This is a genomic window from Herbaspirillum sp. alder98 (genome assembly GCF_020179755.1).
In the GTDB taxonomy this organism is placed as follows: Bacteria; Pseudomonadota; Gammaproteobacteria; order Burkholderiales; family Burkholderiaceae_D; genus Herbaspirillum.
The window spans coordinates 437,221-463,099 of the sequence record NZ_JAIUCY010000003.1; the positions used below are offsets into that span (position 1 = coordinate 437,221).

Here is a 25,879-nt window from a genome sequence, read left to right on the forward strand (position 1 = left end):
GAATTACTTGCATAACTTCATCAACTCCTTGGTTTGAACAATTTGCTGTTCGATACCACTGGCTGCAGCGGCACTTCTGAGCCACTTTTCGTCGCCCTTGCCATCGATCACCTGCGCCAACTTGACGAACATTCCATTGACTGCGTCATAGAAATGCGGGAAATCATCCACATACTGCTGGCTGGCCGGAATGACACGGGTTTCGCCGTTTTTCAGCGCCGTGTCCAGATAGACCTTGTTGCTCAATGGCTCCACGAGACGGATTGCGCCGTAGGCGCCATAGACATAACTGGTCGCCCCGCCCTGAACCTCGCTGAACTTGACCTTCTTGAAGCCAGAGAAATCGACACTGATTTCATAGTCAGGTTTGGGAAGCTTCAGCTCCCACACCGCGCCATCCGAGATCCGGAAAGACATCACGTTGCCGATGGCGTAGCCCTTGGAATAAGGAACGATGGGAACCCCGACCCGCGTCGAGATGGCTTCCCCCACAAGATCTGCAGCCCAGGTTTCGACAGCACCTGGTTCAGACTTGAGAAATCCCGGGATGACTGCTTGCGCCTCCGGCGTCACATGCACGTTGACGATCTGCAGATAACGGGAGACCTGTGCGGGTATCTGCGCCTTCGCCACATTGCCGACAAAGCGCGCCAATATCCCCGGCTTGTCATTCGCGCCTTCATAGACCAGCTTAACGCGCGCCATGATTTCATCTGCCGTCGCAGGATGATCAAGGACGTCGACATAGGCAAAACTGATCGGATAGGAGCGCACCACGTTCATCGACTTGAAGTCGAAAAACATCACTTGCGCGCGAACCACCACCATTAATTTATGCAGGCTGCCGAATTGCTCGTTGGAGACCGATTCGTTACCCACCACCAGAGCGACGGCCAAGGCCTGGTCGCGCCCCTTGAGCTCATCGATCTGAGCTGCGATCTTGAAGTTGGATGGCGGCGCCGCCTGAAGCTGCCTCATCAGCAGTTGATAGACGGGCGTTCCCGCTGCCTTCTGGGCAGCCTCGTAACGCCGCGAGTACGGGAAACGTAAATCGATGGTGTTAGCACTGCCTGAAAAGGCAAAGCCAGCAAAAGCCACTTCGGTAGGCTGCTGAGCCCAAATGAATGGCGAAACTAACGAAAGAAGCAATATCGCTCCCAGCCGTTTCGCGGAACGTCTGAAGTAAATCACCCACCCCCCAGTGGTCCCGGTTTACTCCGGGACTTTAAAAATTTTCGACACCATAACACCGCCCCCTGCATTTGCCAACTTGTTCGATGCGTATTTTTAGAACTTAGAATGAACACGCATCAAGTCAGGCTATCACCGACGTTACATCTTCATGACACAAGCTCAAATAACTAAACAAAATATTGTTATATTTAAATTCTATAATTAAATATTACATTTAAATTCTATATTTAAATGCATAAAAAAAAGCGCCAACCTGAAGGTAAGCGCTTTATTTGCCTTTCAAACAATATTAGCTTTTCATCATCGATCCGCACCTCGCTGCCACGACAATCACAATCCTGAAAAAATAAAGAGTAATAAGCGTGCCGCTCAGATCGCCTATGAACATGACACCCCAGCTTTCTAACGACGCACCAGGATCGTTGCTCAACCCGAACCATATGTGATGCAGAGAACTGCCGATCACGGCGTAGAGAACGGCCGCAATCAACAGCCGTTTTCCGGACAGTTCGCGCAATGATGTCCCCAGACCGAATCTACGTTCGATGAATAAGTACGACACATAGGGCGCCAATGCCGAAATGACGCCGCCCGCCAACGACCTGCCGATATCGTGCGGAAATAAATAAAAGAAACATGCAGCCCATGATGCAATGAGCAAACCAGTGGCGCCTGCTTCGGCAAACAGGAGCGTGCACAGCAACCTGATGCCGGCAGGCAGGTAGATCCAATTCACACCGGTAATGAACGCAAGGTTGGGAAAGACGATTTCGTTGACCACAAGCGTCAACAGGAAAATTGCCGCAGAGAGCAAGGCCACTCCCCAGAAAGGCCTGATTATTTTAATATTCATTATGCTGATCGGGACATCTGATAACCCGACTTTAAAATGTATTGTTAATCTGATGGGAATTCATTATGGGCTCTAACAAAAGGAAGAAGCACATTGATATCTATGTGCGCTTCCTTGAACTCATAGAATCGATACGTGACTTGCCGACCCTTGATCCGCTCGAAGAAAAGATCTTTGGACACATCACCAAAGCACTTCACGCCGATGACACGCTTTCAGTGACCGACGTGACCGGCAGAGCTTCGCTGGGATCGCCGGTCACCATACACGTGCGGCTGAAATCACTAGTGGCGAAAGGATGGATTTCGCTGTCGGAAACGGAAGATGGTCGGAGAAAACAGATCAACCTCACCGAGGCTGCGCAAGTTCATCTGACCAAGGTTTCTCAATGCCTGGTAAAGGCTGTGAGCAATTCACACTCCGGCTGACGATATATTTTCCCGTTTCTTCCGACCAACCATTACCGCACAGGCTATCGGCCCGTGAGAAATCTTCGTTCAAGCGCCAATCTCGCCCGGTCTCAAAGGGACAGCATGATAGAAAATGCCGAGCTTTCCAGTTCTTCCCAGATTTTTTGCTACCTGCACTTGAGCGGTTTAGCTTCTCCATCAGCGCTTGCGCAGCACAGCAAAAATTTCCAGACCGTTATTAGAAACACGCGTCCGCACCGGCCCTGAAAGCGCACCGATTGCGTGCTGCAAAGCGCCAAAAAGGCGCGCCGGGCCTGGGTTTTACGCGAGCTTGCCCTGTTCGCGAGCGCATTAATCAGATTCATTCATTGTATGACTATCATGCATTTGACTAATAGTTAGCACGCCGCGAAACTGGATTCATCGACATCAGCCACCCGCGAGAACGTCATGAATCAAGCCTTGCTCGACCCCGCACTTTCGCCCGCCACCGCCAGCCCCGACAATGCTTCCGGTCCCGCCTCCGCCTGGAGTGCCGAGATGGATGCGGTGATCCGCGAAGTCACGGCCCGACGCGATGAATTCGACCAACTCACCTATGTGCCGCGCGACGCCGTCGCCGTCATGAAGAAGGCCGGCATCTTCCGCGCCAGCACCCCAAAACGCTTCGGCGGCGATGCCCTGCCCCCGGCCGAATTCCTGCAGATGGTCGAGCGCATTTCCGGCGTCGACGGCTCGGCCGGATGGGTCGCCGCCTTCGGCTCGGCCAATACCTACCTCGCCCCCCTGCCGCTGTCCACGCAAGCCGTGATCTATGCCGATGGCCCGGACCAGGTCTTCGCCGGCGGACTCTATCCACTGCAAACGGCGCAGGCCGTCGACGGCGGCTGGATGATCTCCGGGCACTGGCACTTTGCCAGCGGCTGCAAGGGCGCCGACTGGATCGGCGTGGGCATCAAGAACGATGCCGCCGCAGTCGCCGGCGCGCCACCGCCGCCGGCCATGATGGCCGTGATGCCAGCGGCTGAAGTCGAGATCGTCGACAACTGGAACGTGGTCGGCATGCAAGGCACTGGCAGCCACGATACCCGCCTCAAGGACAAGTTCGTCGCCAGCGACTGGACTTGCGCGCGCGGCGCCGCCGGCGTCATCGACGAACCGCTTTATCGCTATCCCTCGCTGGCCTACCAGGCCCAGGTGCATGCTGCCGTCAATATCGGACTGGCCCGCGCAGCGCTCGATATCGTCACCGAAATGTCGGGCGGCGCCAAGATCATGCCGGGCGCGCCGCGCCTGATCGATCGCCCCTATTACCGCATCAAACTGGGCATGGGCGAAGCCAAGTGGCGCAGCGCCCGCCTGTTCTTCTATGACGCCTGCCACCAGGCCTGGGAGCAGATCCTGGCCGGCAACCCGGTCTCGGAACGACTCGACACCATGCTCAAACTGTCGGCCACCCATGCCGCCCGCACCTCGATGGAAGTGGTCAACGAGGCCTACCAGGCCGCCGGCATGGCCGCCATCCATCGCACCCACCGCATGCAGCGCATCGTGCGCGATGCGATGGTGGTAACGCAGCACGCCGCCCTGTCCGAGATGAACTACGAGACGGCAGGCGCGATATTTGCAAAAGAAATGCCATCACTGGCGTCTGCGCGACATTGAACGCGGCGGGCGCTGACCGGGAGGCGCCCGTTCCATCCCGCCGGTTATCGCCGCGCGGGAACCTGCTGTACGGCTCCGGGGCCGCCGTCGCCATCTCCACTGGCATCCATCTCACTCGATTATGAGGATAAAGCACGTGACCCACTCCACCGTCTCTCGCCGTCGCCGCCACCTGTTGCTGGGCGGCGCTTCAATGCTCGCCGCTGGCAGCCTTCCTGCATTGCCAGCGCTGGCGCAAGGCGCTCCCGTCACCATCGGTGTGGGTGCCGATCCGGTATTTACCGCCTTCTTCGTGGCTGCCAACGAAAAGCTGTTCGCCAAGCACGGCGCCAATGTCCAGGTGCAGTCCTATACCGATGGCGGCGAAGCCCTCAATGCGCTGGTGGCCAACCAGGTCAACATGGCCTGTGCCGGCGAGCCGACCCACATCGTGCGCCTGTCGCGCGCCGAATTGCGTCCGCTGGCCGTGACCTACCAGTCCAAGACCTACCTCAAGCTGGTCGCCCGCAAGGCGATCGCCAAGGCCGACCAGATCAAGAAATTCGGCATCGTGGCCGGCTCGGTCTCTGAATATGTCACCGGCCTGACCCTGAAGAAACTCAACATCGATGCCAGCAAGGTCGAGATGGTGCGCTCCGGCCCGCCGGAGCTGCCTGCCCTGCTGGCGCGCGGCGACATCGACGGCTACTTCGTCTGGGAACCATGGCCGACGCTGGGCGTGCAGCAAGGCGGTCACATCCTGATGACCTGCGGCGACGTCGGCTACACCAGCACCCTGTGGCTGTCGGCCACGGCGGGCTGGCTGGGCGCCAACAAGGAAGTGGCCGGCAATATCCTCAAGGCGCTGGCTGAAGCCGCCGAGATCACCCGCAAGGATCCGCCACGCGCGGCGCAATCGGTGCAGGCGATCACCCGCATCCCGGTGCCGCAGACGCTCAATTCGCTCAAGGACATGGAGCCGGTCATCCGCGACTTCACCGACGAGGACCTCAAGACCGCCAACGCGATCGGAGAATTCCTCCTGTCCAAGCAAGCCATCAAGGCGCCGGTCGACATGAGCCGCGTCCTGCAGCGCGGTTTCTACAAGGGGTAAGGCATGGCACGCGGTTCGTCTGTTTCCATCAAACGGGTTGGCCTGACCATCGGCGCCAACGAAATCATGGCCGGTATCGATCTCGATATCCGTGCCGGCGAGTTTGTCTGCCTGCTCGGCCCCAGCGGCTGCGGCAAGTCGACCTTGTTGAACGCCATCGCGGGCTTCCAGGACGTGGCCGGCGAGATCCTGATCGACGGCAAGCCCGTGAAGGGTCCCGGACTGGACCGCGGCGTGGTGTTTCAATCCTCGGAGGCCTTGTTCCCCTGGCTGACGGTACGTGAAAACGTCGAGTACGGCCTCAAGCTGCGACGCGTGGCGGCCACCGAGCGACGCGCCGCAGCCGAGCGCTACGTCACGCTGGTCGGACTCAAGCACGCCATCGACAAGTTTCCCGGCGAGTTGTCGGGCGGCATGCGCCAGCGCGCGCAGATCGCCCGGGTGCTGGTCAACGAGCCATCGGTGGTATTGATGGATGAGCCCTTCGGTGCGCTCGATGCGCAGACCCGCGAAGTGCTGCAAAGCGAACTCGACCGCATCTGGAAGAGCACCGGTTGCACCATCGTCTTCGTGACCCATGACATCTGGGAAGCGATCCTGCTGTCGGACCGCGTGGTCACCATGACCGCCGGCCCGCGCGCCCATATCAAGGCGATCGAGAAGATCGAGTTGCCGCATCCGCGCGATCCGGCCGATCCGGCCTGCATGGCGTTGTATGCGCGCATCCGCGACGACATCGGCGCCGAAGTCACACGCGTATTGCGCGCCCAAGGTTTGATTGAAGAGGAGTTGGTGAAATGACGCAGCTTACCCAGACCGCAACGCCGCCGACCCAGGCGGCCCCTGTCAAGGCAGCCCGCCCCAGCCGCACCAAGGCCCTGCGTCCGCTCTTCATTTCGGTGGTCGCCATCGTCGGCGGCCTGGTGCTGTGGCAACTGGTGGCCATGACCACCTCGCCGTTGTTCCTGCCGTCGGTCTCGATGACCTGGGCGGCGGCGCTGGAACTGATCAGCGACGGCACCCTGCAGCAATCGATCCTGGCCTCTTCCGGTCGCATCCTGGCAGGCTGGGGTGCAGGGGTGGTGATCGGCGTGCCATTGGGCATCTTCATGGGCCGTTTCGAGACGGTGCGCCAGTTGCTCGATCCCTATATCGAGTTCTTCCGCTTCATCCCGCCGATTGCCTTCGTCACCCTGGCCGTGATCTGGCTCGGCCCTGGCGAGTTGTCGAAGATTGCGCTGATCTTTTACACCACGGTCTTCATCGTCACCCTCAATACGATCGCTGGCGTGCAGGCGGTCAACCCGCTGCGTCTGCGCGCGGCCGCATCGCTGGGCGCCGGGCAGTTGCAGATCCTCACTACCGTGATCCTGCCCTCGACCGTGCCCTTCATGGTCACCGGCGCCCGCATCGCGATGGGTAACTCCTTCCTGACCGTGGTGTCGGCCGAGATCGTGTCGGCCCGTGAAGGCCTGGGCGCGCTGATCTGGACCGCGCGCAACTTCAGCCGCACCGAATGGGTGTTCGTGGGCATCATCGCCCTCGGCCTGCTGGGCTACCTGTTCGACCGCGTCCTGCGTGTGGCGACCAAGAAGCTGCTGGCGCGCTACCTCTAACTGTCATTCATCGCCGTCGTCCTGGCGCAAGCCAGGACCCGGCGGCCTTAACGGCCGTCGTTGAAAAGACCAACGCCACTGGCGTCCTCGCCTGCGCGGGGACGCCAGCTGGCCTCACACATCTGGAATATCCCATGACCGACCTGACCCAAGAAGTCCTGCAGCTCAAGCGCCGTCTCGACGTACTCGAAGCCGAAGCCGACATTCGCCGCATCCAGGCCCGCTACATGTTCCTGTGCGACACGCCCTGCCCCGAACCGGTGGCCGATGATGCCGAGCGCATCGAGAAAATCCTGGCGCTGTACAGCGAAGATGCGATCTGGGAAGGCGTCGGCGCGTACTACGAAGGCCAGTTCGGCCAGGCCGTGGGCAAGGACGCGATCCGTAAGCACTTCCAGGCCTTCTGGGGCCAGAAGAAAGATCCGGAACTGCTGCTCAACGTGCACTACCTGACCTCCGAGCAGATCCACGTCAATGCCGACTGCGACCACGCCGATGGCCAGTGGGTGCATTGCCAGCCATGGATCTTCGGCGATGGCTCTTCGCTGCTGCGCTCGAGCCGCCTCAACAACCTGTTCAAGAAGGTCGACGGGGTCTGGAAGATCGCCCGCACCCGCACCGAAAACGTATTCGTCGCGCCCCTCACCACCGGCTGGGTCAGCAATGTGCCGACCTATTCGGTGTTGATGAAGGAAGACTGACGACACCATGCAGGCCATCCGCTTTCACCGCTATGGCGCGCCGGAGGTGATGGCGCTGGAACCCATCGAGGCCGCCGCCCTGCCTGCAGGGCATGTGCGCATCCGCATGCAGGCCGCCGGCGTGGCGCCGGTCGACACCAAGCTGCGCGCCGGCCTGCTGCAACAACACATCCCGACCGTGCTGCCCAAGGTGCCGGGGCGCGATGGCACGGGCATCGTCGAAGCACTGGGCGCTGGCGTCGATGACCTGGCCATCGGCGACGCCGTCTGCGTCATCGCCGGCATGCAGGACCAGGGCAGCTATGCCGAGAGTCTGGTGTTGCCGCGCCAGCGCGTGGTGGCCCGACCGCAACGACTGTCGCTGCGGGAAGCGGCGATCCTGCTGCAACCCGGCGCCAGCGCCTGGATTCCGGTGGTGCAGACTGCCGCCGTCGGTGCCGGCATGAAGGTGCTGATCCATGCCGGGTCGGGCGCCGTGGGCAGCCTGATGGTGCAACTGGCCGCCCACCTGGGCGCCGAAGTCTGGGCCACCTGCCGCCAGGCCAACGCCGACTACGTCGCGCAACTGGGCGCACAGCACGTGATCGCCTACGATCAGCAGGATTTTTCGGGCCTGTCCGGTTTCGACGTCGTGTTCGACATGGTCGGCGGCGCCACCCACGACCAGTCCTATGCGCTGCTCAAGCGCGGCGGGCACCTGGTCTGGCTGGTGGCGGCACCAATTCGCGAGCGCGGCGACGAGTTCGGCGTGCGGGTGCAGCGCGCCATGATCACCGACGCACCCGAGGCGCTGCAACAGGTTGCATCGCTGGCACAGCTTGGCGTGCTCACGCCAACCGTCGGCCAGTCGTTTCCGCTGGCGCGTGCCGCCGACGCGCATGCCCTGCTCGAATCCGGCCAGGCCCCGCGCGGGCGCATCGTGCTCGACATCCCCTGACGCTGTTCATACTCTTACCACAAGGTCTTTCATGCGCGATTCGCTGCCCGTCATCCGCCGCCGCTTTGTCCACACCAGCGCCGGCGCCATCCATCTCGCCAGCGCCGGCGAGGGTTTCCCGATCCTGCTGCTGCACCAGACGCCGCGCTCGTGGGACGAGTTCCGCGACGTGCTGCCGCTGCTGGGCCGGCAGTTCCAGGCCATCGCCATGGATACCGCCGGTTTCGGCGACTCCGACAAGCTGCCGCTGGCCGAGCACAGCATCGAACGCTGGGCGCAGATCGCCTTCGAGGTGCTGGATGCACTGGAGCTGCCGCGTGCAGTCGTCTGCGGCCACCATACCGGCGCCGTCACCGCGCTTGAGATGACGGCCTCGCAGCCCGAACGGGTGGCGGCCCTGGTGCTGTCATCCTGCCCCATGAACGACGCCCCGCGCCGTGCCGCCCACGCCGGAAAGCGCACCATCGACGACGTCGAGCGGCGCGCCGATGGCAGCCACCTGGGCGAATTGTGGAGCCGCCGGCAGCCGTTCTACCCGGCGGGCGACATCGACCTGATGGAGCGTTTCATGGTCGACGCCATCAAGGCCGGCGAGATGGCCGCGCATGGCCATGTGGTGGTGCGCAACTATGTCATGGAGCAGCGCATCGGCCTGGTCACGTCACCGACGCTGGTGCTCAAGGCCGGCAGCGACCCGCACTCGGCGCCCTATGCCGAACGGGTGGCCGCAGCCATTGCCGGCAGCAGGCTCGAGACCATCGAAGAAGGCATGGTGCCGATGCCGGACCAGATGCCGCAGCAGTTTGCCGAGCGCATCCTGGGCTTTCTGGCGCAGCAGGCAGCAGGCTGAAAAAAGGGCGCCGTCCGAAGAGGACGCCCAAGGACAACCAGAGACAAATCCGGCCGGTCAGCGCTCGACGGTACGATTCCAGCGGGTATTCCAGACCGCGCGATTCTTGTTGATCTCGTCCCAGTCGACGGTGCGCGAATTCTTGACGATGTCATTCATGCGCGCCTGTTCGGCCGCCGCCGCGCCACTGACCTGGACCTTGGTATTGGTGGGGTTGTAGGTGCCGGCCTCGAGTGCCTTGGCCTGCGCCTGCGGGCTCAGCAGGTAAGCCGCCAGTTCCTGCGCCAGTTGCGGCTCACTGTTATTGGCGATCACGCACTGCGCCACCATCAGGACCACCGCGCCTTCCTTGGGCTGGACGTATTCCACTGGAATACCCTTGCTCTTGAGGATGGTCGATTGCGTCGGAGTATAGGGAAACAGGGCCGCCTCGCCGGTCTGCGCCATCTCCGAAATCTTGGCCGAGTTGGAAATGTATTCCACGACATTGGGGCCGATGGTGGTCGGCCAGGCCTTGAACGCCGGGTCGACATTGGCGTCGGTGCCGCCCTTGAGCTTGTTGAAGGCCAGGAAGGCATGCAAGCCGAAGGTCGATGACGACAGCGACTGGAACACCACCTTACCCTTGAGCTTGGGGTCGGCCAGGTCGAGCCACGAGGTCGGCGGCGCCCAGCCCTTCTCGGCGTAGACCTTGGTGTTGTAGGCCAGGCCGGTGACGCTGATGGTCACGCCCGTAGCCATATCGTCCTTGATGTGCGCCACCGGCAGCAGGCTGGCCAGGTTGGGATTGGGCTTCTGCTTTTCGCACAGGCCCATGCCGATGGCGCGATACATCACGCCATCGTCGAGAAACATCACGTGCATCTGTGGTTTGTCCTTGGCCGCCTGCGCCTTGGCCAGGATATCGGCCGAGCCGCCCGGCACCACCACGACCTTGACGTTGTTCTTCTGCTCGAAGGGACCGAACACCGACTGGGTGTAGGTCTTTTCCATGTTGCCGCCGTTCATGCCGATGTACAGGGTCTTGGTCTGGGCCTGGACGGTGCCGGCGGCCAGGGCCGCCAGGGCCAGCGAGATACAGGTGAGTCGGGTGCGGGTGATCATGAGACTTTCCTTTCTGGAATGGAGCGTGGTGTTTCTTGAAGGGTCGCGGACGAGGAAAAACGTGAAATCGAGAACGCCTGCAGGTCGACCGTGCTGCGCCCGTGCAGCACCAGTTCGGCCAGTGCTTCGCCAGCGGCCGGCCCGATCTGGAAACCGGCGCCGCAAAAGCCGAAGCCATGCAACAGGCCCGGTTGGGTCATGCTGGGTCCCAGCACCGGCTGGCGGTCGGGCAGATAGCCCTCGACCCCGCTCCAGGTGCGGATGATGTGGACGTGACGCAGCGCCGGCAGCAACGCGACCGCCTGCGGCAGCAGCGCCAGGATGGAATCATGCGAGGCACGGGCGCGGGCGTCGTCGATCACGTAGCCACGGCCGCCGCCCAGAACCAGGTTGCCACGCGCCACCTGGCGGCAATAGATGGCGCCGCCCTCGACCCCCAGGCTCCACGGCAGGAACGGTGCGATCGGCTCGGTCACCGCCATGCTGGGATGGCCGCTGGTCATCGGCGCGTGCTCGCCAAAGGCCGCTGCCAGCCGGCCGGCCCATGCGCCGGCGCAATTGAGCAGCACCGGAGCGCGCAGTTGCAATGCGGCGCCCTGGTGCTCGGCTTCGGCCACGAAAGCGACGCCATCGTGGCCCACCTCCCGCACTTCGCAACGTTCGATGATCTGCGCGCCGGCTCGCGCTGCGGCGCGGGCAAAGGCCGGCGACACCAGGCGCGGATTGGCCTGGCCATCGTCGGCGCAGAGCGAGCCACCGACTGCCGCACCGCCCAGCCACGGGCATTGCTGGCGCAAGCGCTGGCCGCTGATCAATTCGATCTCCAAGCCGTAAGGTCGACTGAGTTCGGCATAGGCTTCCAGCGCCTGCATGTCGGCCGCACTGCGCGCCAGCTTGAAATGCCCGGTGCGCACATATTCGCCATCGACGCCGATCAGTTGCGGCAGGCGCTGCCAGATCTGGTGCGCGCGCTGCGCCAGGGGCAGTTGCACCGGCGCGCGTCCCTGGCGGCGCACGCCGCCATAGTTGATGCCGCTGGAGCGCGACCCGCACAGGTCCCGCTCGACCATCACCACCGAGCGCCCGGCGCTGGCCAGGGTCAGGGCGGCGGCAGCGCCGACGATGCCGCCACCGACGACCAGCACATCACAATCGATCTTCTTCATGCGGCCTCCCCGGCGTCGGGCGCGACGTGCAATCCCAGCGGAATCGGCTTGAGCGGCGCCTGCCCGCGCAGCCGGCCTACCTCGGCCAGCGGTTTGCCGGCGGCGTGCGCCAGGATTTCAGCGGCGGCAACGCCGCACATGCGGCCCTGGCAACGGCCCATGCCGACCCGGGTCAGCGCCTTGAGGCGATTCATCTCGCTGGCGCCGCAATCGCGCACGGCGCTGCGCAGTTCGCCGGCCGAGATGTTTTCGCAGCGACAGATCACCATGTCGTCAGCGGCTTGCGCGCCCCAACTGAGCGGAAAAGGAAAAGCCTGTTCCAGCCCACGGCGAAAAGCCGCGATCTTGCCCAGTTGCGTCTCGATCGCTGCGGCCCGCACCCGGTCGACCGTCACCCCGCGCTGCTGCAGTAAGGCCAGCGCGGCGCGCTCCCCGGCCAGCTCGGCGGCATCGGCGCCCATGATGCCGGCGCCATCGCCGGCCAGATATACCCCCGGCACGCTGCTGTGCCCGGCGCTGTCGCGCAACGGCAGGTGAGCGCGTTGCACGGCGTCATAGCCGAATTGGCAACCCAGCAGATCGGCCAGTTGCGTTTCGCTGCGCAAGGCGTAGCCAAACCCCACCGCATCGCATTCGATCTGCTGCGTCGGGCCGGGCGTGCGCTGCGCATTGCCCTGCATGTCTTCGTGTCGCCAGAGCAGTGTCTGCACCCGCTCGTCGCCCTCCACCCGCAACACCCGCGCGCCGCTGCGCAGCGGCACGCCGCGACTGGCGAGCCAGGCCATGTAATACAGGCCCTTGGCCAGCACCGCCGGCTGACGCAGCATGGCGGGCATGGCGCGGATACGGTCGGTCAGGCTGCCACTGTCGAGCACCGCCACCACTTTCGCGCCGGCACGCACATATTGATAGGCCACCAGGTACAGCAGTGGTCCGGTGCCCGCCAGCACCACCCGGCTGCCGATGGCGCAGCCCTGGAACTTCAGCGCGACCTGGCTGCCGCCCAGCGAATACACGCCAGGCAGGGTCCAGCCTGGAAAAGGCAGGATGCGGTCGGTGGCGCCGGTGGCCACGATCAGGTCGTGCCAGGGCTGGCTGGAGGCCGCCTGGGTAGTGTTGTCCATCAGGTCCAGCAAGCCGGGCTGGGCGTTCCACACCAGCGTCTGGGGCCGGTAGTCGAGCGAGCCGCCGAGCGCATCGAAGGCGCCATGCACGGCGCTGGCGCGTCCGGCCTCGAAACCGTACAGCTGGCCCGGCGAGCGCATGAATCCAGCCGGCGGACGACGATAGATCTGGCCGCCGGCGCGCGCCGCCTCATCCACCACGACCGGACGCAGGCCATGCGCCACCAGGGTCTGGGCGGCACGCACGCCGGCCGGCCCGGCGCCGACGATGACAGGAGGCGGCAGGTTCATCGGCGCACTCCGCTGAGTAACTGCATGCCGGCCCGTATCGGCGTGGAACAGGCCCGCAGGCGTTCGCCGTCGGCGGTGACGATCCAGCAATCCTGGCAGGCGCCCATCATGCAAAAGCCTGCGCGCGGCTGGTCGCTGAATTCGTTGCGACGCAACTGGCCGCTGCAGGCCAGCACGGCGGTCAGCACCGTATCGCCTTCGAGCGCGGTGGCGCTTTCGCCATCCAGGCTGAAGCGCACCGGCGCGCGATGGGTCTCGGCCACCCGTATCAGTTGCGCCCGGCTCATGAGCGCCCCACCAGCACCCGGTCCAGACCATAGACCCGGTCCAGCACGATCATGGCCGCCGCCGTCACCGCCACCATCAGCGCCGACACCGCGGCCATCATCGGATCGATCGACTCGGTGGCATACATGTACATGCGCACCGGCAGTGTCACCGTCGAAGGCGAGGTCACGAAGATCGACATGGTCACTTCGTCGAAGCTGTTGATGAAGGCCAGCAGCCAGCCGCCGGTAATGCCGGGCAGGATCATCGGCAGCGTGATGCGCAGGAAGACGGTGGTGCGCGACGCCCCCAGCGACTGCGCCGCATGCTCGGCGCTGCGGTCGAAACCGACCAGCGCCGACATCACCAGGCGCATGGTGTATGGCAGCACGACCAGCGCATGGGCGGCAATCAGCCAGCCGAAGCTGCCGGCGCCACCCACCAGCGTAAACAGCCGCAGCAACGCCACCCCCAGTACCAGGTGCGGAATGATCAGCGGCGACAGGAACAGGCCCTGCAGCACGCCCGACCAGCGGTTGGGAGAGCGCACCAGTGCCATGGCAGCCGGCACCGCGATGGCAGTAGAGATGGTCGCCGCCGCCAGCGCCAGCCAGAGGCTGTTCCAGAAGGAACTGACGAAGTCCGGATACTCGAACACCGCCTTGAACCAGCGCAGCGAAAAGTCCGGGCCGTGGATGGTGAGGGTGTTCTCCGGGGTGAAGGCGATCACGCACACCACGACGATGGGCGCCAGCATGAAGCCGATCACCAGCGCATTGAACAGCAGGGCAAGGGGTCCGTTCTTGTTCATGGTTCAGCCCAGCGCTTTCTTGTAGCGACGTTCGATCATGCGGTTCCAGCCCAGCATCACCACCAGGTTGGCCGCCAGCAGCAGCAACGCGATGGCGGCGCCCAGCGGCCAGTTCAGCTCGTGCAGGTATTCGTCGTAGATCAGGGTGGCCATCATCTTCAGGCGGCGTCCGCCCAACAGGCCGGGAATGGCAAAGGAGCTGGCCGACAGGCCGAACACGATCAGGCTGCCCGAGAGCATGCCCGGCATGATCTGCGGCAGCACGATGCGGCGCATCGCCGTCAGCGGCGACGCCCCCAGCGACAGGGCCGCGTTGGCCACCGTCGGATCGAGTTTCTGCAGCGAGGTCCAGACCGGGATCACCATGAACGGCAGCATCACGTGCACCAGCGCCACCACCACCGCAATCTCGGTGTAGAGCATCTTGAATGGCCCGATGCCAAAGGCGGCGAAGGCGCCGTTGACCAGGCCTTCCGGCCCCAGCAGCATGCTCCAGCCGAAGGCGCGCACCACCACCGAGATCATCAGCGGCGCCAGCACCACCAGCAGCATGATCGAACGCCAGGGACGACGCATGCGATTGAGGATGTAGGCCTCCGGCGTGCCGATCACGATGCAGATCAGCGTGACCAGGCCCGAGACCCAGAAGGTGCGCCAGAATATGGCGTAGTAATAGGGGTCGCTCACCACGGCGTGATAGTGCGCCAGCGTGAAGCTGCCCGCCTGCGGGCCGGTATCGGCGTCATACACGTTGAACGACAGGATCACGGTCAGCAGCAGCGGCACCAGCAACAGCACCGCGCACAGCAATATCGCCGGCGCCGACATCAGCCACGGCAGGCGCGCGCTCGCGGCCCGGCTCACGAGGCCACCTGCTCGCCGCCGGCGCGCACCGATGACACCAGGCGCAGGTTGTGATCGTTCCAGGTCAGGCCGACCTCCTGGCCCGCCTCCAGCGCCAGCGCGCCGTCGTTGGCCGCCAGCACCGACAGCTCGCCCAGCGGCGTAGTGACGTTGTACATCCACTGGCTGCCCAGGAAGAAGCGCTGCGTCACGCTGCCATCGCAACGGCCGGCGCCGGGCGCCACGCAATGCAGTTTTTCGGGACGCAGGCCCAGCACCACCCGGGCGCCGCCACGCAGGCCGGCGTCGGCCGCCTCGAGCGTGAGCATCATGCCGCCCACGGCGATGTCGGCGCGCTCGCCGGCCACGCCCAGCACATTGCCGTCGAGCAGGTTGGCGCGGCCGACAAAGGTCGAGATGAAGCGGTTGGCCGGATGCTCGTAGACCTTCAGGGGCGGCCCGACCTGGGTCACGCGCCCGGTTTCCATCACCACCACCCGGTCGCTGATGGACATCGCCTCGCTCTGGTCGTGTGTGACCATGATGGTGGTGGTGCCGACCTTGCGCTGGATATCGCGCAATTCGAATTGCATCTCTTCGCGCAGCTTGGCGTCGAGATTGGACAAGGGCTCGTCAAGCAGCAGCACCGGCGGCTTGATGACCAGCGCCCGCGCCAGGGCCACCCGCTGCCGCTGGCCGCCCGACAACTCGCGCGGATAGCGCCGGCCATGCTGTTCCAGGTGCACCAGTGCCAGCGCCTGGGCTACCCGCTCGCGCCGCTCGGCGGCCGGGCACTTGCGCATCTCCAGGCCAAAGGCCACGTTCTGCTCGACCGTCATGTGCGGAAACAGCGCGTAGGTTTGGAACACGATCCCCAGGCCGCGCGAACTGGGACTGGCATCGGTGATGTCGCGCCCGTCCAGTTCGATGCGTCCGCCGCTGACGCTTTCGAAGCCCGCGATCATCTGCAACGTGGTGGTCTTGCCGCATCCCGAGGGGCCGAGCAGCGAAATGAATTCGCCCTGCTCGACGCTCAGGTTGAAGGACGATACCGCCTGGGTATCACCGTAGAACTTGCTGACATTGGTCAGTGTAAGGAAAGACATGGCACGCCCTGTATGCATGAATGAAAGTTCCAGCTAGCCACACATCCCATGCAATTTCCTTGCCACTTCTGATATCTTATTTCGCATGGCAGGATATTTTTAATAGTTATTCCGATAGATGGAATTATTCTGCACCACCCCCACCTACCATTCCGACCAGCAGACATGTCCCCTGAAGCATCTGACGACGACACCTCTTCCGCCACGCCGAACAGCGCTGCCATGAGTGGCACGCAACGCACCTTTGCGGTGTTGCGGGCACTGGCCGACGCACCGCCGACGGGCATGCGGGTGACGCAAGCGGCCAAGGCCATCGGCCTGACCCAGGGCACCACCCATCGTTTGCTGCAGGCGCTGGTGGCCGAGGGCATGGTCGAACAGGATGGGCAGAGCAAGCTGTACCGGCTGGGCATGGACCTGTTCGCCCTCGCCGCCCGCGCCGGCAATGCCTGGGATTTGCGCAGCCTGTGCCGGCCGGCACTGCTGCGACTGTGCGGCAGCCTGGGCGACACGGTGTTCCTGCTGGTGCGTTCTCGCTTCGATGCGGTATGCGTCGATCGCATCGACGGACCGTTTCCGATCCGCGCCTTCACCGGCGACATCGGCGGCCGGGTCGCGCTGGGAGTGGGCCAGGGGGCGCTGGCGATCCTGGCCTTCCTGCCCGAAGCCGAGCGCGAGGAAGTGATCCGCTACAACGTGCCGCGCCTGCGCGAGTTCGGCGTCTATGACGAAGTCTATCTGCGCACCGAGATCGACCGCGTGCGCGAGAGCGGCTATGCCGCGCGCCAGGCCGGCCTGCTGGATGGCATGGCGGGGCTGGCAGTGCCACTGTTCGATCGCAGCGGCGCCATCGTGGCCGCCCTCAGTGTCGGCACCCTCACCGCGCGCCTGTCGGCGGAGCGTTTGCCGACCGTGGTGCAGATGCTCAAACGCGAAGCCGAAGCCCTGTCGGCGCGCATCAATCCATTCGATCCGGCGCTGCGTCGGCCGATGCATTCGTCACCCGCCATGGAGTCAAGCCAATGAATACCGCCGCCCCTATCCTGTTGATCAAATCCGGCGGCGAGCAGGCCATCGACGAGTGGCGCGCCCATTTTGCCGAGTTCGGCGCGGCGGTGGACGTGCGCTGGTGGAACGACCCCACGGTCGATCCGCAGGCAGTGCGCTATGCGCTGGTGTGGCAACCGGACAGCGCGCGCCTGGCCGGCTATCCGAACCTCAAGGCGATCTTGAGCAGCGCCGCCGGGGTCGACCATATCCTGGCTGATGCCCAATTGCCGGCGGACGTGCCGATCGTGCGCATGGTCACGCCCGAAACCCAGCAGCGCATGGCCGAGTTCACCGTGATGAGCAGCCTGATGCTGTTGAAAGACATACCCCGTGTGGTGGCCCAGCAGGCGCGCTGCGAATGGAGCGAATTCTCGACCCCGCGCACCGCCCGCGAGACGCGGGTCGGCATCATGGGCCTGGGCGCGCTGGGGCTGGCCAGCGCCCGCCTGCACGCGCAACTGGGCTTCATCACCGCCGGCTGGGCGCGCTCCCGGCGTGACGAAGCCGGAATTCAATGCTTTGCCGGGATCGACGAGCTACCAGCCTTCCTGGCTCGCACCGACATCCTGATCTGCCTGCTGCCCGACACCGAAGACACCCGCCAGCTGGTCGATGCCAGGCTGCTCGCGCAATTGCCGGCTGGCGCCGCGTTCATCAATGTCGGCCGTGGCAGCCATGTGAACCACGCCGACCTGCTGGCGGCACTCGACGATGGTCAGCTTGGTGCGGCGCTGCTCGACGTGTTCGACGCCGAACCGTTGCCGGCGGATGCGCCGTTCTGGCGCCATCCGCGCATCATCGTCACTCCACATGGCGCGGCCACCCCGTCGCGACGCGAGCGGGCCCGTCAGGCAGCGCTGACGATGGCCGCATTCGAAGCCGGCCAGCCACTGCCGCATGTCTACGACCGGGTACGCGGATATTGAAGACGTCGGGCCAGCTTGCACGAAGCGGGGCCATCGTCTAGACTTTGGCGCTCCCTGGCCGGGCCGCCAACATTGCCACATGACAATATTGCGGTTTCGCCTGTTGCCTCGCTTGAGGCTCACCAACCTGACGGCGACCTTTGGAATCCGTACCCTTATGGGTGCTGCTCACTGCACTCTTCGTCCTGATCCTGCTCTCGGCATTCTTTTCGATGACCGAGACTGCGCTGATGGCGGCCAACCGCCATCGCTTGCGTCATCTTGCCAAGCAAGGCAGCCGACGCGCCATCACCATCCTCTGGCTGCTGGACCGCACTGACCGCCTGTTATCGCTGGTGCTGATCGCCAATACCGCGATCAATGCCCTCGCCACGGCGTTGGTGACGGCCATCGCCATCGCCGCCTTTGGCAACCACCAGCGCGTCATCACGGCCGCTACCGCCTGCGTGGCGGCGCTGCTGATCGTGTTTGCCGAGATCGTGCCCAAGGTGATCGGCGCCACCTACCCCGAGCGTATCTCGCTATTTACCGGGCTGGTGCTCAAACCCCTGATGCGACTGGCCAAGCCGCTGATCTGGTTCGTCAATATCTTCGTCTCGGGCGTGCTGAGGATATTGCGCATCAAGGTCGGCGCGCGCGCCGCCGAGCAACGCATCTCCCCCGAAGAACTACGCTCCATCGTGCTCGACGGCGGCAGCTTCATTCCGCAAAAGCACAAGAGCATCCTGCTCAACCTGTTCGACCTCGAGAAGATCTCGGTGGAAGACGTGATGACGCCACGCGCCCAGGTCGAGGCCCTGAACCTGGATACGCCGATCAACGAGATCCTGCACCAGCTCGCCACCTGCTATCACAACAAGCTGCCGGTGTTCGAAGGCGAGATCAACCGGGTGGCCGGCATCCTGCATGTGCGCCGGGCCATCTCGCTGTTCAACCACGAACACGAAGTCACCCACGACGATATCCGCGCCCTGCTGGCCGCGCCCTACTATGTGCCGGTCGATACCGACGTGTTCACGCAACTGGCCTACTTCCAGGAGAACCACGAGCGGCTCGGCATCGTGGTGGACGAATACGGCGAAGTGCAGGGACTGGTCACGCTGGAAGACATCATCGAAGAGATGATCGGTGAATTCACCACGTCTTCCCCGGGCAACTCGGAAGGCTTCGCCTGGGACGCTGATCGCACCTGCCTGCTGGAAGGCACCACCACGCTGCGCGACATCAACAAGCGACTCGGCCTGCAGTTCCCGCTGGACGGCCCCAAGACCCTCAACGGCCTGCTGCTGGAATACCTGCAGGATATCCCCGAGGCCAACGTGGCGATGAAGATCGCCGGCTGCATCATCGAGATCGTGCAGGTCCAGAACCAGTCGATCCGCATGGTCAAGCTGATCGGATAAATTCGAGCCGTTCGCCGAATTACCGCCGCGGGCGCCGCCGTCGCCCGCGACCACCTGCCGATATGGGAGACTGCCCGACGCTTCCCTTGCCGACAGGTGAATCCCTTGGACAGTCACTCCCCGCCCGCCCCCGACGACCATCGCGACGACGCCCCGGTCGTGCGCCTGCTGCACAAGCTGCTGGCCGACGCCGTAGCGGTGGGCGCCTCCGATGTGCACATCGAACCGTTCGAGCACTTCTGCCGCGTGCGTCTGCGCATCGATGGCGTGCTGCACGAAACGGCGCCGCCGCCGCTGTCGCTCAAGACCAAGCTGTCGGCCCGCATCAAGATTCTGGCGCGACTCGACATCGCCGAACGGCGGGTGCCGCAGGACGGCAAGATGCGTCTCACGCTCGACCAGGGTCGGGTGGTCGACTTTCGCGTCTCCACCCTGCCGACCCAGTTCGGCGAAAAGATCGTGCTGCGCGTACTCGACGGCGCCCCGGCGGCACTGGCCATCGAGCAACTTGGCTATGAGCCGGCGCAACAGGAGGCGCTGTTGCAGGCCATCCGCAAGCCGCATGGCCTGGTGCTGATGACCGGTCCCACCGGTTCGGGCAAGACCGTCTCCCTATATGCCTGCCTGCAATTGCTCAACCGGCCCGGGGTCAACATCGCCACCGCCGAAGACCCGGTCGAGATCGACCTGGCGGGCGTGAACCAGGTCAGCATCAACGAACGGGCCGGGCTCGACTTTGCGGTGGCGTTGCGCGCCTTCCTGCGTCAGGACCCCGACATCCTGATGGTGGGCGAGATCCGCGACCTCGACACCGCCGATATCGCGGTCAAGGCCTCGCAGACCGGCCACCTGGTGCTATCGACCCTGCATACCAACGATGCGCCGGCGACGCTGACGCGACTGCTCAACATGGGTGTACCCGCCTTCAATATTGCCTCGTCGGTCACGCTCATCGTCGCCCAGCGCCTGGTGCGCCGGCTGTGCCGCTGCCGCGAGTCCTTGCATCTGACGCCCGAGGTATTGCGCCGGGCCGGCTTCAACGAGGCCGACCTGGGTGCCGGCCCGACCCTGTTCAAGCCGCGCGGTTGCAGCGAGTGCAACCAGAGTGGTTATCGCGGACGAACCGGGTTGTATCAGGTCATGCCGATCAGCCCCGGCATCGAGCAACTGATCCTGGCCAGCGCCAGCGCGAACGATCTGGCCCGCCAGGCGCGCAGCGAAGGCATCATCGACCTGCGCCGCGCCGGACTGCAAAAGGTGTTGCAGGGCCAGACCAGCCTGAGAGAAGTCCTTGCCTGCACCTGACGCCGGTTCGTCCACACCCTTGCCGGCCAGCCGCCAGCACCGCTTCGACTGGGAGGGCCTGGATCGCCAGGGACAGCCGCAACGCGGCACCATCCTGGCGCAGGATGTGGCGCTGGCGCGCGCTAACCTGCGCCGCCAGGGCATACGCATCGCCAGGATTCACGCAGCAGGTGGCCGGCCCGGCGGGTCGTCACCGGCGCACCGGCGCGCCACCGCCGAGCGCCGCGCAGCCTCGCGTACCCGCGCCCGGATCAGCGACAAGCAGGTCGCAGCCTTCCTGCGCCAGCTGGCCACCATGCTGCATGCCGGCCTGCCGTTGTTGCAGGCGCTCGATATCGCCACCGGCGACAGGCAATCCAATCACATGGCACCGCTGCTGCAGGCAGTGCGCACCGATGTCGCCGCCGGCGAAAGCCTGCATGCCGCACTGGCGCGCCATCCGCGCCAATTCGATACGCTGGTGTGCAACATGGTGCGGGCGGCCGAGCTGGCCGGGATGCTCGACACCATGCTCGACCGCATCGCTCTCTACCGCGAGAAGTCGCTGGCCCTGCGCGGCAAGATCCGGGCGGCACTGGCCTATCCCTGTGCGGTGCTGGTGGCGGCACTGCTGGTGACACTGGTCATCATGCTGTGGGTAGTGCCGTCGTTCGAAGAAATGTTTCGCAACTTCGGCGCCGAGCTGCCATGGCCGACCCGGATCGTGATGGCCCTCTCGCGCGGGTTGGCGCGCCACTGGCTGGCGTTGCTGGGGGCTGCGGCACTAGCCCTGGGCGCGGCCAGCTGGCTGGCGCGACGGCCCGACGTGCGCGCCGCCTGGCAGCGCGCCAGGCTGCCATCGCCCGCTGGAGCCGCACCTTCGGCACCCTGTTCGGGGCCGGCGTGGTGGTGCTGGAAGCGCTGGAGAGCGCCGCCGGCAGCGCCGGCAATATCGTCTACGCCGAGGCCAGCCTGGCCATGCGCGAGGCTATCGGCCACGGCACCAACCTGCACACGGCCATGCGCAACACCGGCGTCTTTCCCGAGATGGCGATACAGATGGTCGCGGTAGGCGAGGAGTCGGGCGCGCTCGACGCCATGCTGTCCCGGGTGGCCGAGCTGTGCGAGCGTGAAGTGGATGACGCCGTCAATGCGCTCACCAGTCTGATGGAACCGATTATCATGGCGGTTTTGGGCATATTGATCGGCGGCCTGGTGGTGGCCATGTACCTGCCGATATTCAATATGGGGTCGGTGCTCTAGAGCGGGTCTACAAACAATGTCTTACTTCGATGCGGCAGCCGCCGTGGGCAACCCCGTGATTGCGCTGCTGGCAGGGTTGCTCGGGCTGGCGGTGGGCAGCTTCCTCAATGTGGTGATTCACCGGCTGCCGCGCATGATGCTGCGCGAGAGCGCCAATTTCGTCGCCGCTGAACGAGGCGAAGCGTTGCCGCACACCGATCGTTACAACCTGCTACTGCCGCGCTCGGCCTGCCCCCATTGCGGTGCCGCCGTGCGGGCGCGGCACAATGTGCCGCTGCTGGGATGGCTCTGGCTGCGCGGCCGTTGCCACGACTGCCGGGCCGCCATCGGCCTGCGCTATCCCGCCGTCGAACTGCTCACCGCCGCGTTGTTTGCGGTGGCCGCCTGGCGCTTCGGCGCGGCATCGCACGGGCTGGCGATCATGCTCTGCTGCGCCTTCCTGGTTGCGCTGGCCTTCATCGATGCCAATACCATGCTGCTGCCCGACGACTTGACCCTGCCGCTGATGTGGCTGGGCCTGCTGGTGAACCTGAACCACCACCTGACGCCGCTGCACGACGCGGTGCTGGGCGCGGCTGGCGGCTATGTCGCCTTGTGGCTGATCTACTGGGGCTTCAGGCTGGCCACCGGCAAGGAAGGCATGGGCTATGGCGACTTCAAGCTGATGGCGGCGCTCGGCGCCTGGCTCGGCTGGCAGGCGCTGCCCTTCGTGCTATTGTCGGCCTCGGCGCTGGGCGCGGTGGTCGGCATCGCGCTGGTGTTGCTGCGCCGCCAGGAGCGCGACCAGCCGATTCCCTTCGGCCCCTACCTGGCCGTGGCCGGCATCATGGCCTTGCTGTTCGGCGCCAGCTGGCTTTCATTCGGCTTCTACGACTACTGATTCTCCATGACTTCCAAGGCACAGCGTTTTTCGGTCGGACTGACCGGCGGCATCGGCAGCGGCAAGACCACGGTGGCCAACCTGCTGGGCGAACTGGGCGCGGCGCTGGTCGATACCGACGCCATTGCACACCTGTTGACGGCGCCTGGGGGGCTGGCGATCCCCGATATTGCGGCCCAGTTCGGTGCCGAATTCATCGACGCCCAGGGCGCCATGGACCGCGTCCGCATGCGCAGTCACGTCTTCGGCAACCACCTGGCGCGCCACCAGCTTGAAGCCATCCTGCATCCACTGATCCGCAGCGAAACCATCAATGCCGCCGAACGCGCCGACGGCGACTACCTGATCTTCGTGGTGCCGCTACTGGTCGAATCCGGCAACTGGGTGGGACGCACCTCGCGCATCCTGGTGGTCGACTGCGACGAAGAAGTCCAGGTCGCACGGGTCATGGCGCGCAACGGCCTGCAGCGCCACGAGGTCGAGGCCATCATGGCCGCGCAGGCCAGTCGTGCAGCGCGCCTGGCGGTGGCCGACGACGTCATCGAGAACAACGCCAGCGCGGCAGAATTGCGCCCGCAGGTGCAGGCATTGCATGCGACCTATCTCGCATTGGCACGCCAGGCCGCCATTCAATTGTAATTTTCCTCTGCATGGGTCAGAATCACACACAACGTCGCCGGCAGCACGCGACGTGCTGCCATCGTGTCCGGTTCAACCAATAAAGGGATCATGCTTTGATCGTCTACGAATACCCTTTCAATGAGCGTATTCGCACGCTGTTGCGACTGGAAGACCTGTACGAGAAGTTCGTCTTCTTCTTGCACCAGGAAAGCCCGCATCAGCATCACATCGCCCTTTCCACCATTTTCGAGATGCTGGAAGTGGCCGGACGCGCCGACCTCAAGTCGGACCTGCTGCAAGAGCTGGAGCGGCAAAAGCAGATCCTGCTGGCCTACCAGACCAATCCCAACGTCGAGCCCGAGATGCTCAATGCGATCCTGGCCGAGGTCGACCAGGCCAGCACCGCCCTGGCCGCTGCCCAGGGCAAGACCGGACAGAACATCCGCGACAACGAATGGCTGATGAGCATCCGCGGCCGCACCATCATTCCCGGCGGCGCCTGCGAATTCGACTTGCCAGCCTATTACGCCTGGCAACAACACTCGTTCGAGCGCCGCTTCAACGATATTTCTAACTGGTTCGCGCCCCTTGCGGCGTTGTTCGACGCCATCTCCATCGTGCTGCGCCTGCTGCGCGAGTCGGGCCATGCGGTCAAGATCAATGCAGAAGGCGGCAGCTATCAGCAGATGCTGCAAGGCAAGGTGTACCAGATGCTGCGCCTGTCGCTGGACATCGAACTGGGCGCCATCCCCGAAATCTCGGCCAACAAGTACATGCTGTGGGTCCGCTTTACCCAGCAGGACGGCGAACCCAAGCCGCGTTCGTTCGAAGGCGAAGTGCCGTTCGAACTGGCGCTGTGCGGGTTCTGAGGGGGGAATGCGATGACTGCTGTCGTTGACTGCCCGACCTGCGGCGCCAAGGTGCAATGGATCGAAAAGAACAAGTTTCGGCCATTCTGTTCGGATCGATGCAAACAGATCGACCTGGGCGCCTGGGCCGAAGAAAAGTACGCCATTCCGGCAGTGAACCTGCCGCAGGAGAACGACGAAGACAAGCCGCTGCAATAACGCCGGCCGCCTTCTCGCCAAGAAAAAAGCCGCATCATGCGGCTTTTTTCATTTAACGGACTTCAATTGTCGCCATAGCGCAGACGGTCCAGCCACTCGATCAATGGAATGGTCGCCGGCAGCAACGGCTCGACACCCACCGAACCCTGCCACGCAAAGGCCTGGCCTTCCAGACTTTGCGGCTCGCCGCGCCACTGACGGCTGATAAAGAAATGCAATCGGACATGCGCATGTGGATAGACATGCTCTACCCCGCACCAGGGTTCGCCATCGATGACATCCAGCCCCAGTTCTTCCTTCAGCTCGCGCTGCAAGGCGGCGAATATGCTTTCACCGGCTTCGACCTTGCCGCCCGGGAACTCCCAGTAACCGGCATAGGGCTTGCCCTCGGGCCGCTGCCCCAGCAAGACGTCACCGTTAGGTTGCATCAGAATACCCACGGCGACATCGATGGGCGCCTTCTTGTGGTCGCCCATCAGCCCGGCGCCCGGCCGGCGTAGTCACGTGCGAACTGCCATGCCACGCGTCCCGAACGTGAACTGCGCTGCAAGGCCCAGCGCAGCGCATCGCCACGCGCGGCTTCGACCTGGGCATCGGTGCAACCGAAATGGCGCAGCCAGTGGGCCACGATATCGAGGAAGTCGTCCTGCTTGAACGGATAAAAAGTTACCCACAGCCCGAAGCGCTCGGACAGCGAGATCTTTTCCTCGACGGTTTCGCCCGGATGCAGGTCGCCGTCTTCGGTATGGGTGTAGGTGCTGTTGTCGGAGAGCCGTTCCGGCATCAGGTGGCGGCGGTTGGAGGTGGCGTAGATCAGCACGTTGTCGGATTGCGCCGCGATGCTGCCGTCGAGCGCCACCTTGAGCGCCTTGTAGCCGCTTTCGCCCTCTTCGAACGACAGGTCGTCGCAGAACACGATGAAGCGCTCGGGCCGGGCCGAGACCAGCTCGACGATGTCCTGCAGGTCGTGCAGGTCATCCTTGTCGACTTCGATCAGGCGCAGGCCGCGATCGGCGTACTGATTCAGGCAAGCCTTGATCAGCGACGACTTGCCGGTGCCGCGGGCGCCGGTCAGCAGCACGTTGTTGGCCGGACGACCATCGACGAACTGCCGGGTGTTCTGGTCGATCTGCTCCTTTTGCGGACCGATGTTATGCAGGTCGGACAGGCCGATCTTCGAGATCTGGCCTACCGATTGCAGGTAGCCGGCACGCTGGCCGGACGCGCCGCGCCAGCGAAACGCCACGCCGGCGTTCCAGTCGGGCTCGCGACCGGCGGCATTGGGCAGGATGGCTTCGACGCGCGCCAGCAAGGCCTCGGCGCGCAACAGGAATTGATCTAACTGAGTCATGGA

At 64.1% G+C, this 25,879-nt stretch carries 28 protein-coding genes and 1 pseudogene; 18 read left to right on the top strand and 11 right to left on the bottom strand.

Translation table 11 applies throughout. The features are described 5' to 3' along the window. Window positions 1-3: 3 nt before the first annotated feature. The gene (locus LBW87_RS09925) at window positions 4-1,149 is read right to left on the bottom strand and encodes a hypothetical protein (protein WP_225201281.1); all 1,146 of its coding nucleotides are present in this window, start codon (window positions 1,147-1,149) and stop codon (window positions 4-6) included. Between the two features lie 334 nt (window positions 1,150-1,483). Continuing rightward, window positions 1,484-2,047 (bottom strand): hypothetical protein, encoded by a 564-nt coding sequence (locus tag LBW87_RS09930; protein ID WP_225201282.1) that lies wholly within the window; start codon window positions 2,045-2,047, stop codon window positions 1,484-1,486. A 65-nt stretch (window positions 2,048-2,112) separates the two neighbouring features. On the opposite strand from LBW87_RS09930, the gene LBW87_RS09935 reads away from it, so the two are divergent. From LBW87_RS09935 to LBW87_RS09970, 8 genes are all read left to right on the top strand, one after another. Continuing rightward, a complete protein-coding gene (locus LBW87_RS09935) occupies window positions 2,113-2,475 on the top strand; it encodes a winged helix-turn-helix domain-containing protein (RefSeq protein ID WP_225201283.1) in 363 nt (120 codons plus the stop codon). A gap of 432 nt (window positions 2,476-2,907) precedes the next feature. Beyond that, a complete protein-coding gene (locus LBW87_RS09940; protein WP_225201284.1) occupies window positions 2,908-4,122 on the top strand; it encodes an acyl-CoA dehydrogenase family protein in 1,215 nt (404 codons plus the stop codon). A 136-nt stretch (window positions 4,123-4,258) separates the two neighbouring features. Further along, the gene (locus LBW87_RS09945; protein ID WP_225201285.1) at window positions 4,259-5,215 is read left to right on the top strand and encodes an ABC transporter substrate-binding protein; all 957 of its coding nucleotides are present in this window, start codon (window positions 4,259-4,261) and stop codon (window positions 5,213-5,215) included. A gap of 3 nt (window positions 5,216-5,218) precedes the next feature. Then, window positions 5,219-6,016 (top strand): ABC transporter ATP-binding protein, encoded by a 798-nt coding sequence (locus LBW87_RS09950; protein WP_225201286.1) that lies wholly within the window; start codon window positions 5,219-5,221, stop codon window positions 6,014-6,016. Further along, the gene (locus LBW87_RS09955; protein WP_225201287.1) at window positions 6,013-6,831 is read left to right on the top strand and encodes an ABC transporter permease; all 819 of its coding nucleotides are present in this window, start codon (window positions 6,013-6,015) and stop codon (window positions 6,829-6,831) included. Before LBW87_RS09950 ends, LBW87_RS09955 begins: the two co-directional genes overlap by 4 nt. Window positions 6,832-6,965: 134 nt before the next feature. Then, window positions 6,966-7,532, top strand: coding sequence for a nuclear transport factor 2 family protein (locus LBW87_RS09960; RefSeq protein ID WP_225201288.1), 567 nt, complete (start codon window positions 6,966-6,968; stop codon window positions 7,530-7,532). Between the two features lie 7 nt (window positions 7,533-7,539). After that, window positions 7,540-8,469 (top strand): NADP-dependent oxidoreductase, encoded by a 930-nt coding sequence (locus tag LBW87_RS09965; protein WP_225201289.1) that lies wholly within the window; start codon window positions 7,540-7,542, stop codon window positions 8,467-8,469. 31 nt (window positions 8,470-8,500) lie between these two features. Then, on the top strand, window positions 8,501-9,319 hold the full coding sequence (locus LBW87_RS09970; protein ID WP_225201290.1) for an alpha/beta fold hydrolase: 819 nt from the start codon (window positions 8,501-8,503) through the stop codon (window positions 9,317-9,319). Between the two features lie 57 nt (window positions 9,320-9,376). On the opposite strand, the gene LBW87_RS09975 is transcribed toward LBW87_RS09970, so the two are convergent. Genes LBW87_RS09975 through LBW87_RS10005 form a run of 7 tightly spaced genes read right to left on the bottom strand, consistent with a single transcriptional unit; the run spans window position 9,377 to window position 16,031 of the window. Further along, window positions 9,377-10,423, bottom strand: coding sequence for an ABC transporter substrate-binding protein (locus tag LBW87_RS09975; RefSeq protein WP_225201291.1), 1,047 nt, complete (start codon window positions 10,421-10,423; stop codon window positions 9,377-9,379). Continuing rightward, window positions 10,420-11,589, bottom strand: coding sequence for an NAD(P)/FAD-dependent oxidoreductase (locus tag LBW87_RS09980; protein ID WP_225201292.1), 1,170 nt, complete (start codon window positions 11,587-11,589; stop codon window positions 10,420-10,422). The genes LBW87_RS09975 and LBW87_RS09980 overlap by 4 nt, the downstream gene beginning before the upstream one ends. Further along, window positions 11,586-13,004, bottom strand: coding sequence for an NAD(P)/FAD-dependent oxidoreductase (locus tag LBW87_RS09985; RefSeq protein WP_225201293.1), 1,419 nt, complete (start codon window positions 13,002-13,004; stop codon window positions 11,586-11,588). The genes LBW87_RS09980 and LBW87_RS09985 overlap by 4 nt, the downstream gene beginning before the upstream one ends. Then, on the bottom strand, window positions 13,001-13,291 hold the full coding sequence (locus LBW87_RS09990; RefSeq protein WP_225201294.1) for a (2Fe-2S)-binding protein: 291 nt from the start codon (window positions 13,289-13,291) through the stop codon (window positions 13,001-13,003). The genes LBW87_RS09985 and LBW87_RS09990 overlap by 4 nt, the downstream gene beginning before the upstream one ends. Next, window positions 13,288-14,082 (bottom strand): ABC transporter permease, encoded by a 795-nt coding sequence (locus LBW87_RS09995; RefSeq protein ID WP_225201295.1) that lies wholly within the window; start codon window positions 14,080-14,082, stop codon window positions 13,288-13,290. The genes LBW87_RS09990 and LBW87_RS09995 overlap by 4 nt, the downstream gene beginning before the upstream one ends. A 3-nt stretch (window positions 14,083-14,085) precedes the next feature. Next, window positions 14,086-14,910, bottom strand: coding sequence for an ABC transporter permease (locus LBW87_RS10000; RefSeq protein ID WP_225201419.1), 825 nt, complete (start codon window positions 14,908-14,910; stop codon window positions 14,086-14,088). 32 nt (window positions 14,911-14,942) lie between these two features. Further along, window positions 14,943-16,031, bottom strand: a complete 1,089-nt coding sequence (locus tag LBW87_RS10005) for an ABC transporter ATP-binding protein (RefSeq protein ID WP_225201296.1) — start codon at window positions 16,029-16,031, stop codon at window positions 14,943-14,945. Between the two features lie 222 nt (window positions 16,032-16,253). On the opposite strand from LBW87_RS10005, the gene LBW87_RS10010 reads away from it, so the two are divergent. The 10 genes and pseudogenes from LBW87_RS10010 (at window position 16,254) to yacG (ending at window position 24,525) form a co-directional block, all read left to right on the top strand. Further along, window positions 16,254-17,057 (top strand): IclR family transcriptional regulator, encoded by an 804-nt coding sequence (locus tag LBW87_RS10010; RefSeq protein WP_225201420.1) that lies wholly within the window; start codon window positions 16,254-16,256, stop codon window positions 17,055-17,057. Beyond that, window positions 17,054-18,007 (top strand): 2-hydroxyacid dehydrogenase, encoded by a 954-nt coding sequence (locus LBW87_RS10015; RefSeq protein ID WP_225201297.1) that lies wholly within the window; start codon window positions 17,054-17,056, stop codon window positions 18,005-18,007. The genes LBW87_RS10010 and LBW87_RS10015 overlap by 4 nt, the downstream gene beginning before the upstream one ends. A 140-nt stretch (window positions 18,008-18,147) precedes the next feature. Continuing rightward, window positions 18,148-19,410: an HlyC/CorC family transporter gene (locus tag LBW87_RS10020; protein WP_225201298.1), complete on the top strand. Its 1,263-nt coding sequence runs from the start codon at window positions 18,148-18,150 to the stop codon at window positions 19,408-19,410. A gap of 105 nt (window positions 19,411-19,515) precedes the next feature. Next, entirely contained in the window at window positions 19,516-20,715 is a 1,200-nt protein-coding gene (locus LBW87_RS10025; RefSeq protein ID WP_225201299.1) for a GspE/PulE family protein, read from the top strand. A gap of 295 nt (window positions 20,716-21,010) precedes the next feature. Further along, a pseudogene (locus LBW87_RS23890) lies at window positions 21,011-21,301 on the top strand (type II secretion system F family protein); the annotation flags it as partial. Window positions 21,302-21,402: 101 nt separating this feature from the next. Further along, on the top strand, window positions 21,403-21,957 hold the full coding sequence (locus tag LBW87_RS10035) for a type II secretion system F family protein (protein WP_225201300.1): 555 nt from the start codon (window positions 21,403-21,405) through the stop codon (window positions 21,955-21,957). A 16-nt stretch (window positions 21,958-21,973) separates the two neighbouring features. Further along, window positions 21,974-22,837, top strand: a complete 864-nt coding sequence (locus LBW87_RS10040; protein WP_225201301.1) for a prepilin peptidase — start codon at window positions 21,974-21,976, stop codon at window positions 22,835-22,837. 6 nt (window positions 22,838-22,843) lie between these two features. Continuing rightward, window positions 22,844-23,476: a dephospho-CoA kinase gene (coaE, locus tag LBW87_RS10045; RefSeq protein ID WP_225201302.1), complete on the top strand. Its 633-nt coding sequence runs from the start codon at window positions 22,844-22,846 to the stop codon at window positions 23,474-23,476. A 95-nt stretch (window positions 23,477-23,571) separates the two neighbouring features. Then, on the top strand, window positions 23,572-24,327 hold the full coding sequence (gene zapD, locus LBW87_RS10050; RefSeq protein ID WP_225201303.1) for a cell division protein ZapD: 756 nt from the start codon (window positions 23,572-23,574) through the stop codon (window positions 24,325-24,327). A 12-nt stretch (window positions 24,328-24,339) separates the two neighbouring features. Then, window positions 24,340-24,525 (top strand): DNA gyrase inhibitor YacG, encoded by a 186-nt coding sequence (gene yacG, locus LBW87_RS10055; protein WP_225201304.1) that lies wholly within the window; start codon window positions 24,340-24,342, stop codon window positions 24,523-24,525. A gap of 62 nt (window positions 24,526-24,587) precedes the next feature. On the opposite strand, the gene LBW87_RS10060 is transcribed toward yacG, so the two are convergent. Together LBW87_RS10060 and LBW87_RS10065 are read right to left on the bottom strand one after the other, a co-directional pair. Next, the gene (locus tag LBW87_RS10060) at window positions 24,588-25,001 is read right to left on the bottom strand and encodes an NUDIX domain-containing protein (protein WP_225201305.1); all 414 of its coding nucleotides are present in this window, start codon (window positions 24,999-25,001) and stop codon (window positions 24,588-24,590) included. Beyond that, window positions 25,001-25,876: an ATP-binding protein gene (locus LBW87_RS10065; protein WP_225201306.1), complete on the bottom strand. Its 876-nt coding sequence runs from the start codon at window positions 25,874-25,876 to the stop codon at window positions 25,001-25,003. Before LBW87_RS10065 ends, LBW87_RS10060 begins: the two co-directional genes overlap by 1 nt. Window positions 25,877-25,879: the final 3 nt, after the last annotated feature.

Bases quoted from the DNA above. Each gene is read 5' to 3' on its own strand.
- LBW87_RS10015 (WP_225201297.1), top strand. From the start codon at position 17,054: ATGAATACCGCCGCCCCTATCCTGTTGATCAAATCCGGCGGCGAGCAG.
- LBW87_RS09980 (WP_225201292.1), bottom strand. From the start codon at position 11,589: ATGAAGAAGATCGATTGTGATGTGCTGGTCGTCGGTGGCGGCATCGTC.
- LBW87_RS10005 (WP_225201296.1), bottom strand. From the start codon at position 16,031: ATGTCTTTCCTTACACTGACCAATGTCAGCAAGTTCTACGGTGATACC.
- LBW87_RS09995 (WP_225201295.1), bottom strand. From the start codon at position 14,082: ATGAACAAGAACGGACCCCTTGCCCTGCTGTTCAATGCGCTGGTGATC.
- LBW87_RS09975 (WP_225201291.1), bottom strand. From the start codon at position 10,423: ATGATCACCCGCACCCGACTCACCTGTATCTCGCTGGCCCTGGCGGCC.
- LBW87_RS10040 (WP_225201301.1), top strand. From the start codon at position 21,974: ATGTCTTACTTCGATGCGGCAGCCGCCGTGGGCAACCCCGTGATTGCG.
- LBW87_RS09970 (WP_225201290.1), top strand. From the start codon at position 8,501: ATGCGCGATTCGCTGCCCGTCATCCGCCGCCGCTTTGTCCACACCAGC.
- LBW87_RS10000 (WP_225201419.1), bottom strand. From the start codon at position 14,910: ATGTCGGCGCCGGCGATATTGCTGTGCGCGGTGCTGTTGCTGGTGCCG.
- LBW87_RS09990 (WP_225201294.1), bottom strand. From the start codon at position 13,291: ATGAGCCGGGCGCAACTGATACGGGTGGCCGAGACCCATCGCGCGCCG.
- LBW87_RS09950 (WP_225201286.1), top strand. From the start codon at position 5,219: ATGGCACGCGGTTCGTCTGTTTCCATCAAACGGGTTGGCCTGACCATC.
- LBW87_RS10065 (WP_225201306.1), bottom strand. From the start codon at position 25,876: ATGACTCAGTTAGATCAATTCCTGTTGCGCGCCGAGGCCTTGCTGGCG.
- LBW87_RS09930 (WP_225201282.1), bottom strand. From the start codon at position 2,047: ATGAATATTAAAATAATCAGGCCTTTCTGGGGAGTGGCCTTGCTCTCT.
- LBW87_RS09935 (WP_225201283.1), top strand. From the start codon at position 2,113: ATGGGCTCTAACAAAAGGAAGAAGCACATTGATATCTATGTGCGCTTC.
- LBW87_RS09940 (WP_225201284.1), top strand. From the start codon at position 2,908: ATGAATCAAGCCTTGCTCGACCCCGCACTTTCGCCCGCCACCGCCAGC.
- yacG (WP_225201304.1), top strand. From the start codon at position 24,340: ATGACTGCTGTCGTTGACTGCCCGACCTGCGGCGCCAAGGTGCAATGG.
- LBW87_RS10060 (WP_225201305.1), bottom strand. From the start codon at position 25,001: ATGGGCGACCACAAGAAGGCGCCCATCGATGTCGCCGTGGGTATTCTG.
- LBW87_RS09985 (WP_225201293.1), bottom strand. From the start codon at position 13,004: ATGAACCTGCCGCCTCCTGTCATCGTCGGCGCCGGGCCGGCCGGCGTG.
- LBW87_RS10035 (WP_225201300.1), top strand. From the start codon at position 21,403: ATGGCCGACCCGGATCGTGATGGCCCTCTCGCGCGGGTTGGCGCGCCA.
- LBW87_RS09960 (WP_225201288.1), top strand. From the start codon at position 6,966: ATGACCGACCTGACCCAAGAAGTCCTGCAGCTCAAGCGCCGTCTCGAC.
- coaE (WP_225201302.1), top strand. From the start codon at position 22,844: ATGACTTCCAAGGCACAGCGTTTTTCGGTCGGACTGACCGGCGGCATC.
- LBW87_RS09965 (WP_225201289.1), top strand. From the start codon at position 7,540: ATGCAGGCCATCCGCTTTCACCGCTATGGCGCGCCGGAGGTGATGGCG.
- LBW87_RS10010 (WP_225201420.1), top strand. From the start codon at position 16,254: ATGAGTGGCACGCAACGCACCTTTGCGGTGTTGCGGGCACTGGCCGAC.
- LBW87_RS09955 (WP_225201287.1), top strand. From the start codon at position 6,013: ATGACGCAGCTTACCCAGACCGCAACGCCGCCGACCCAGGCGGCCCCT.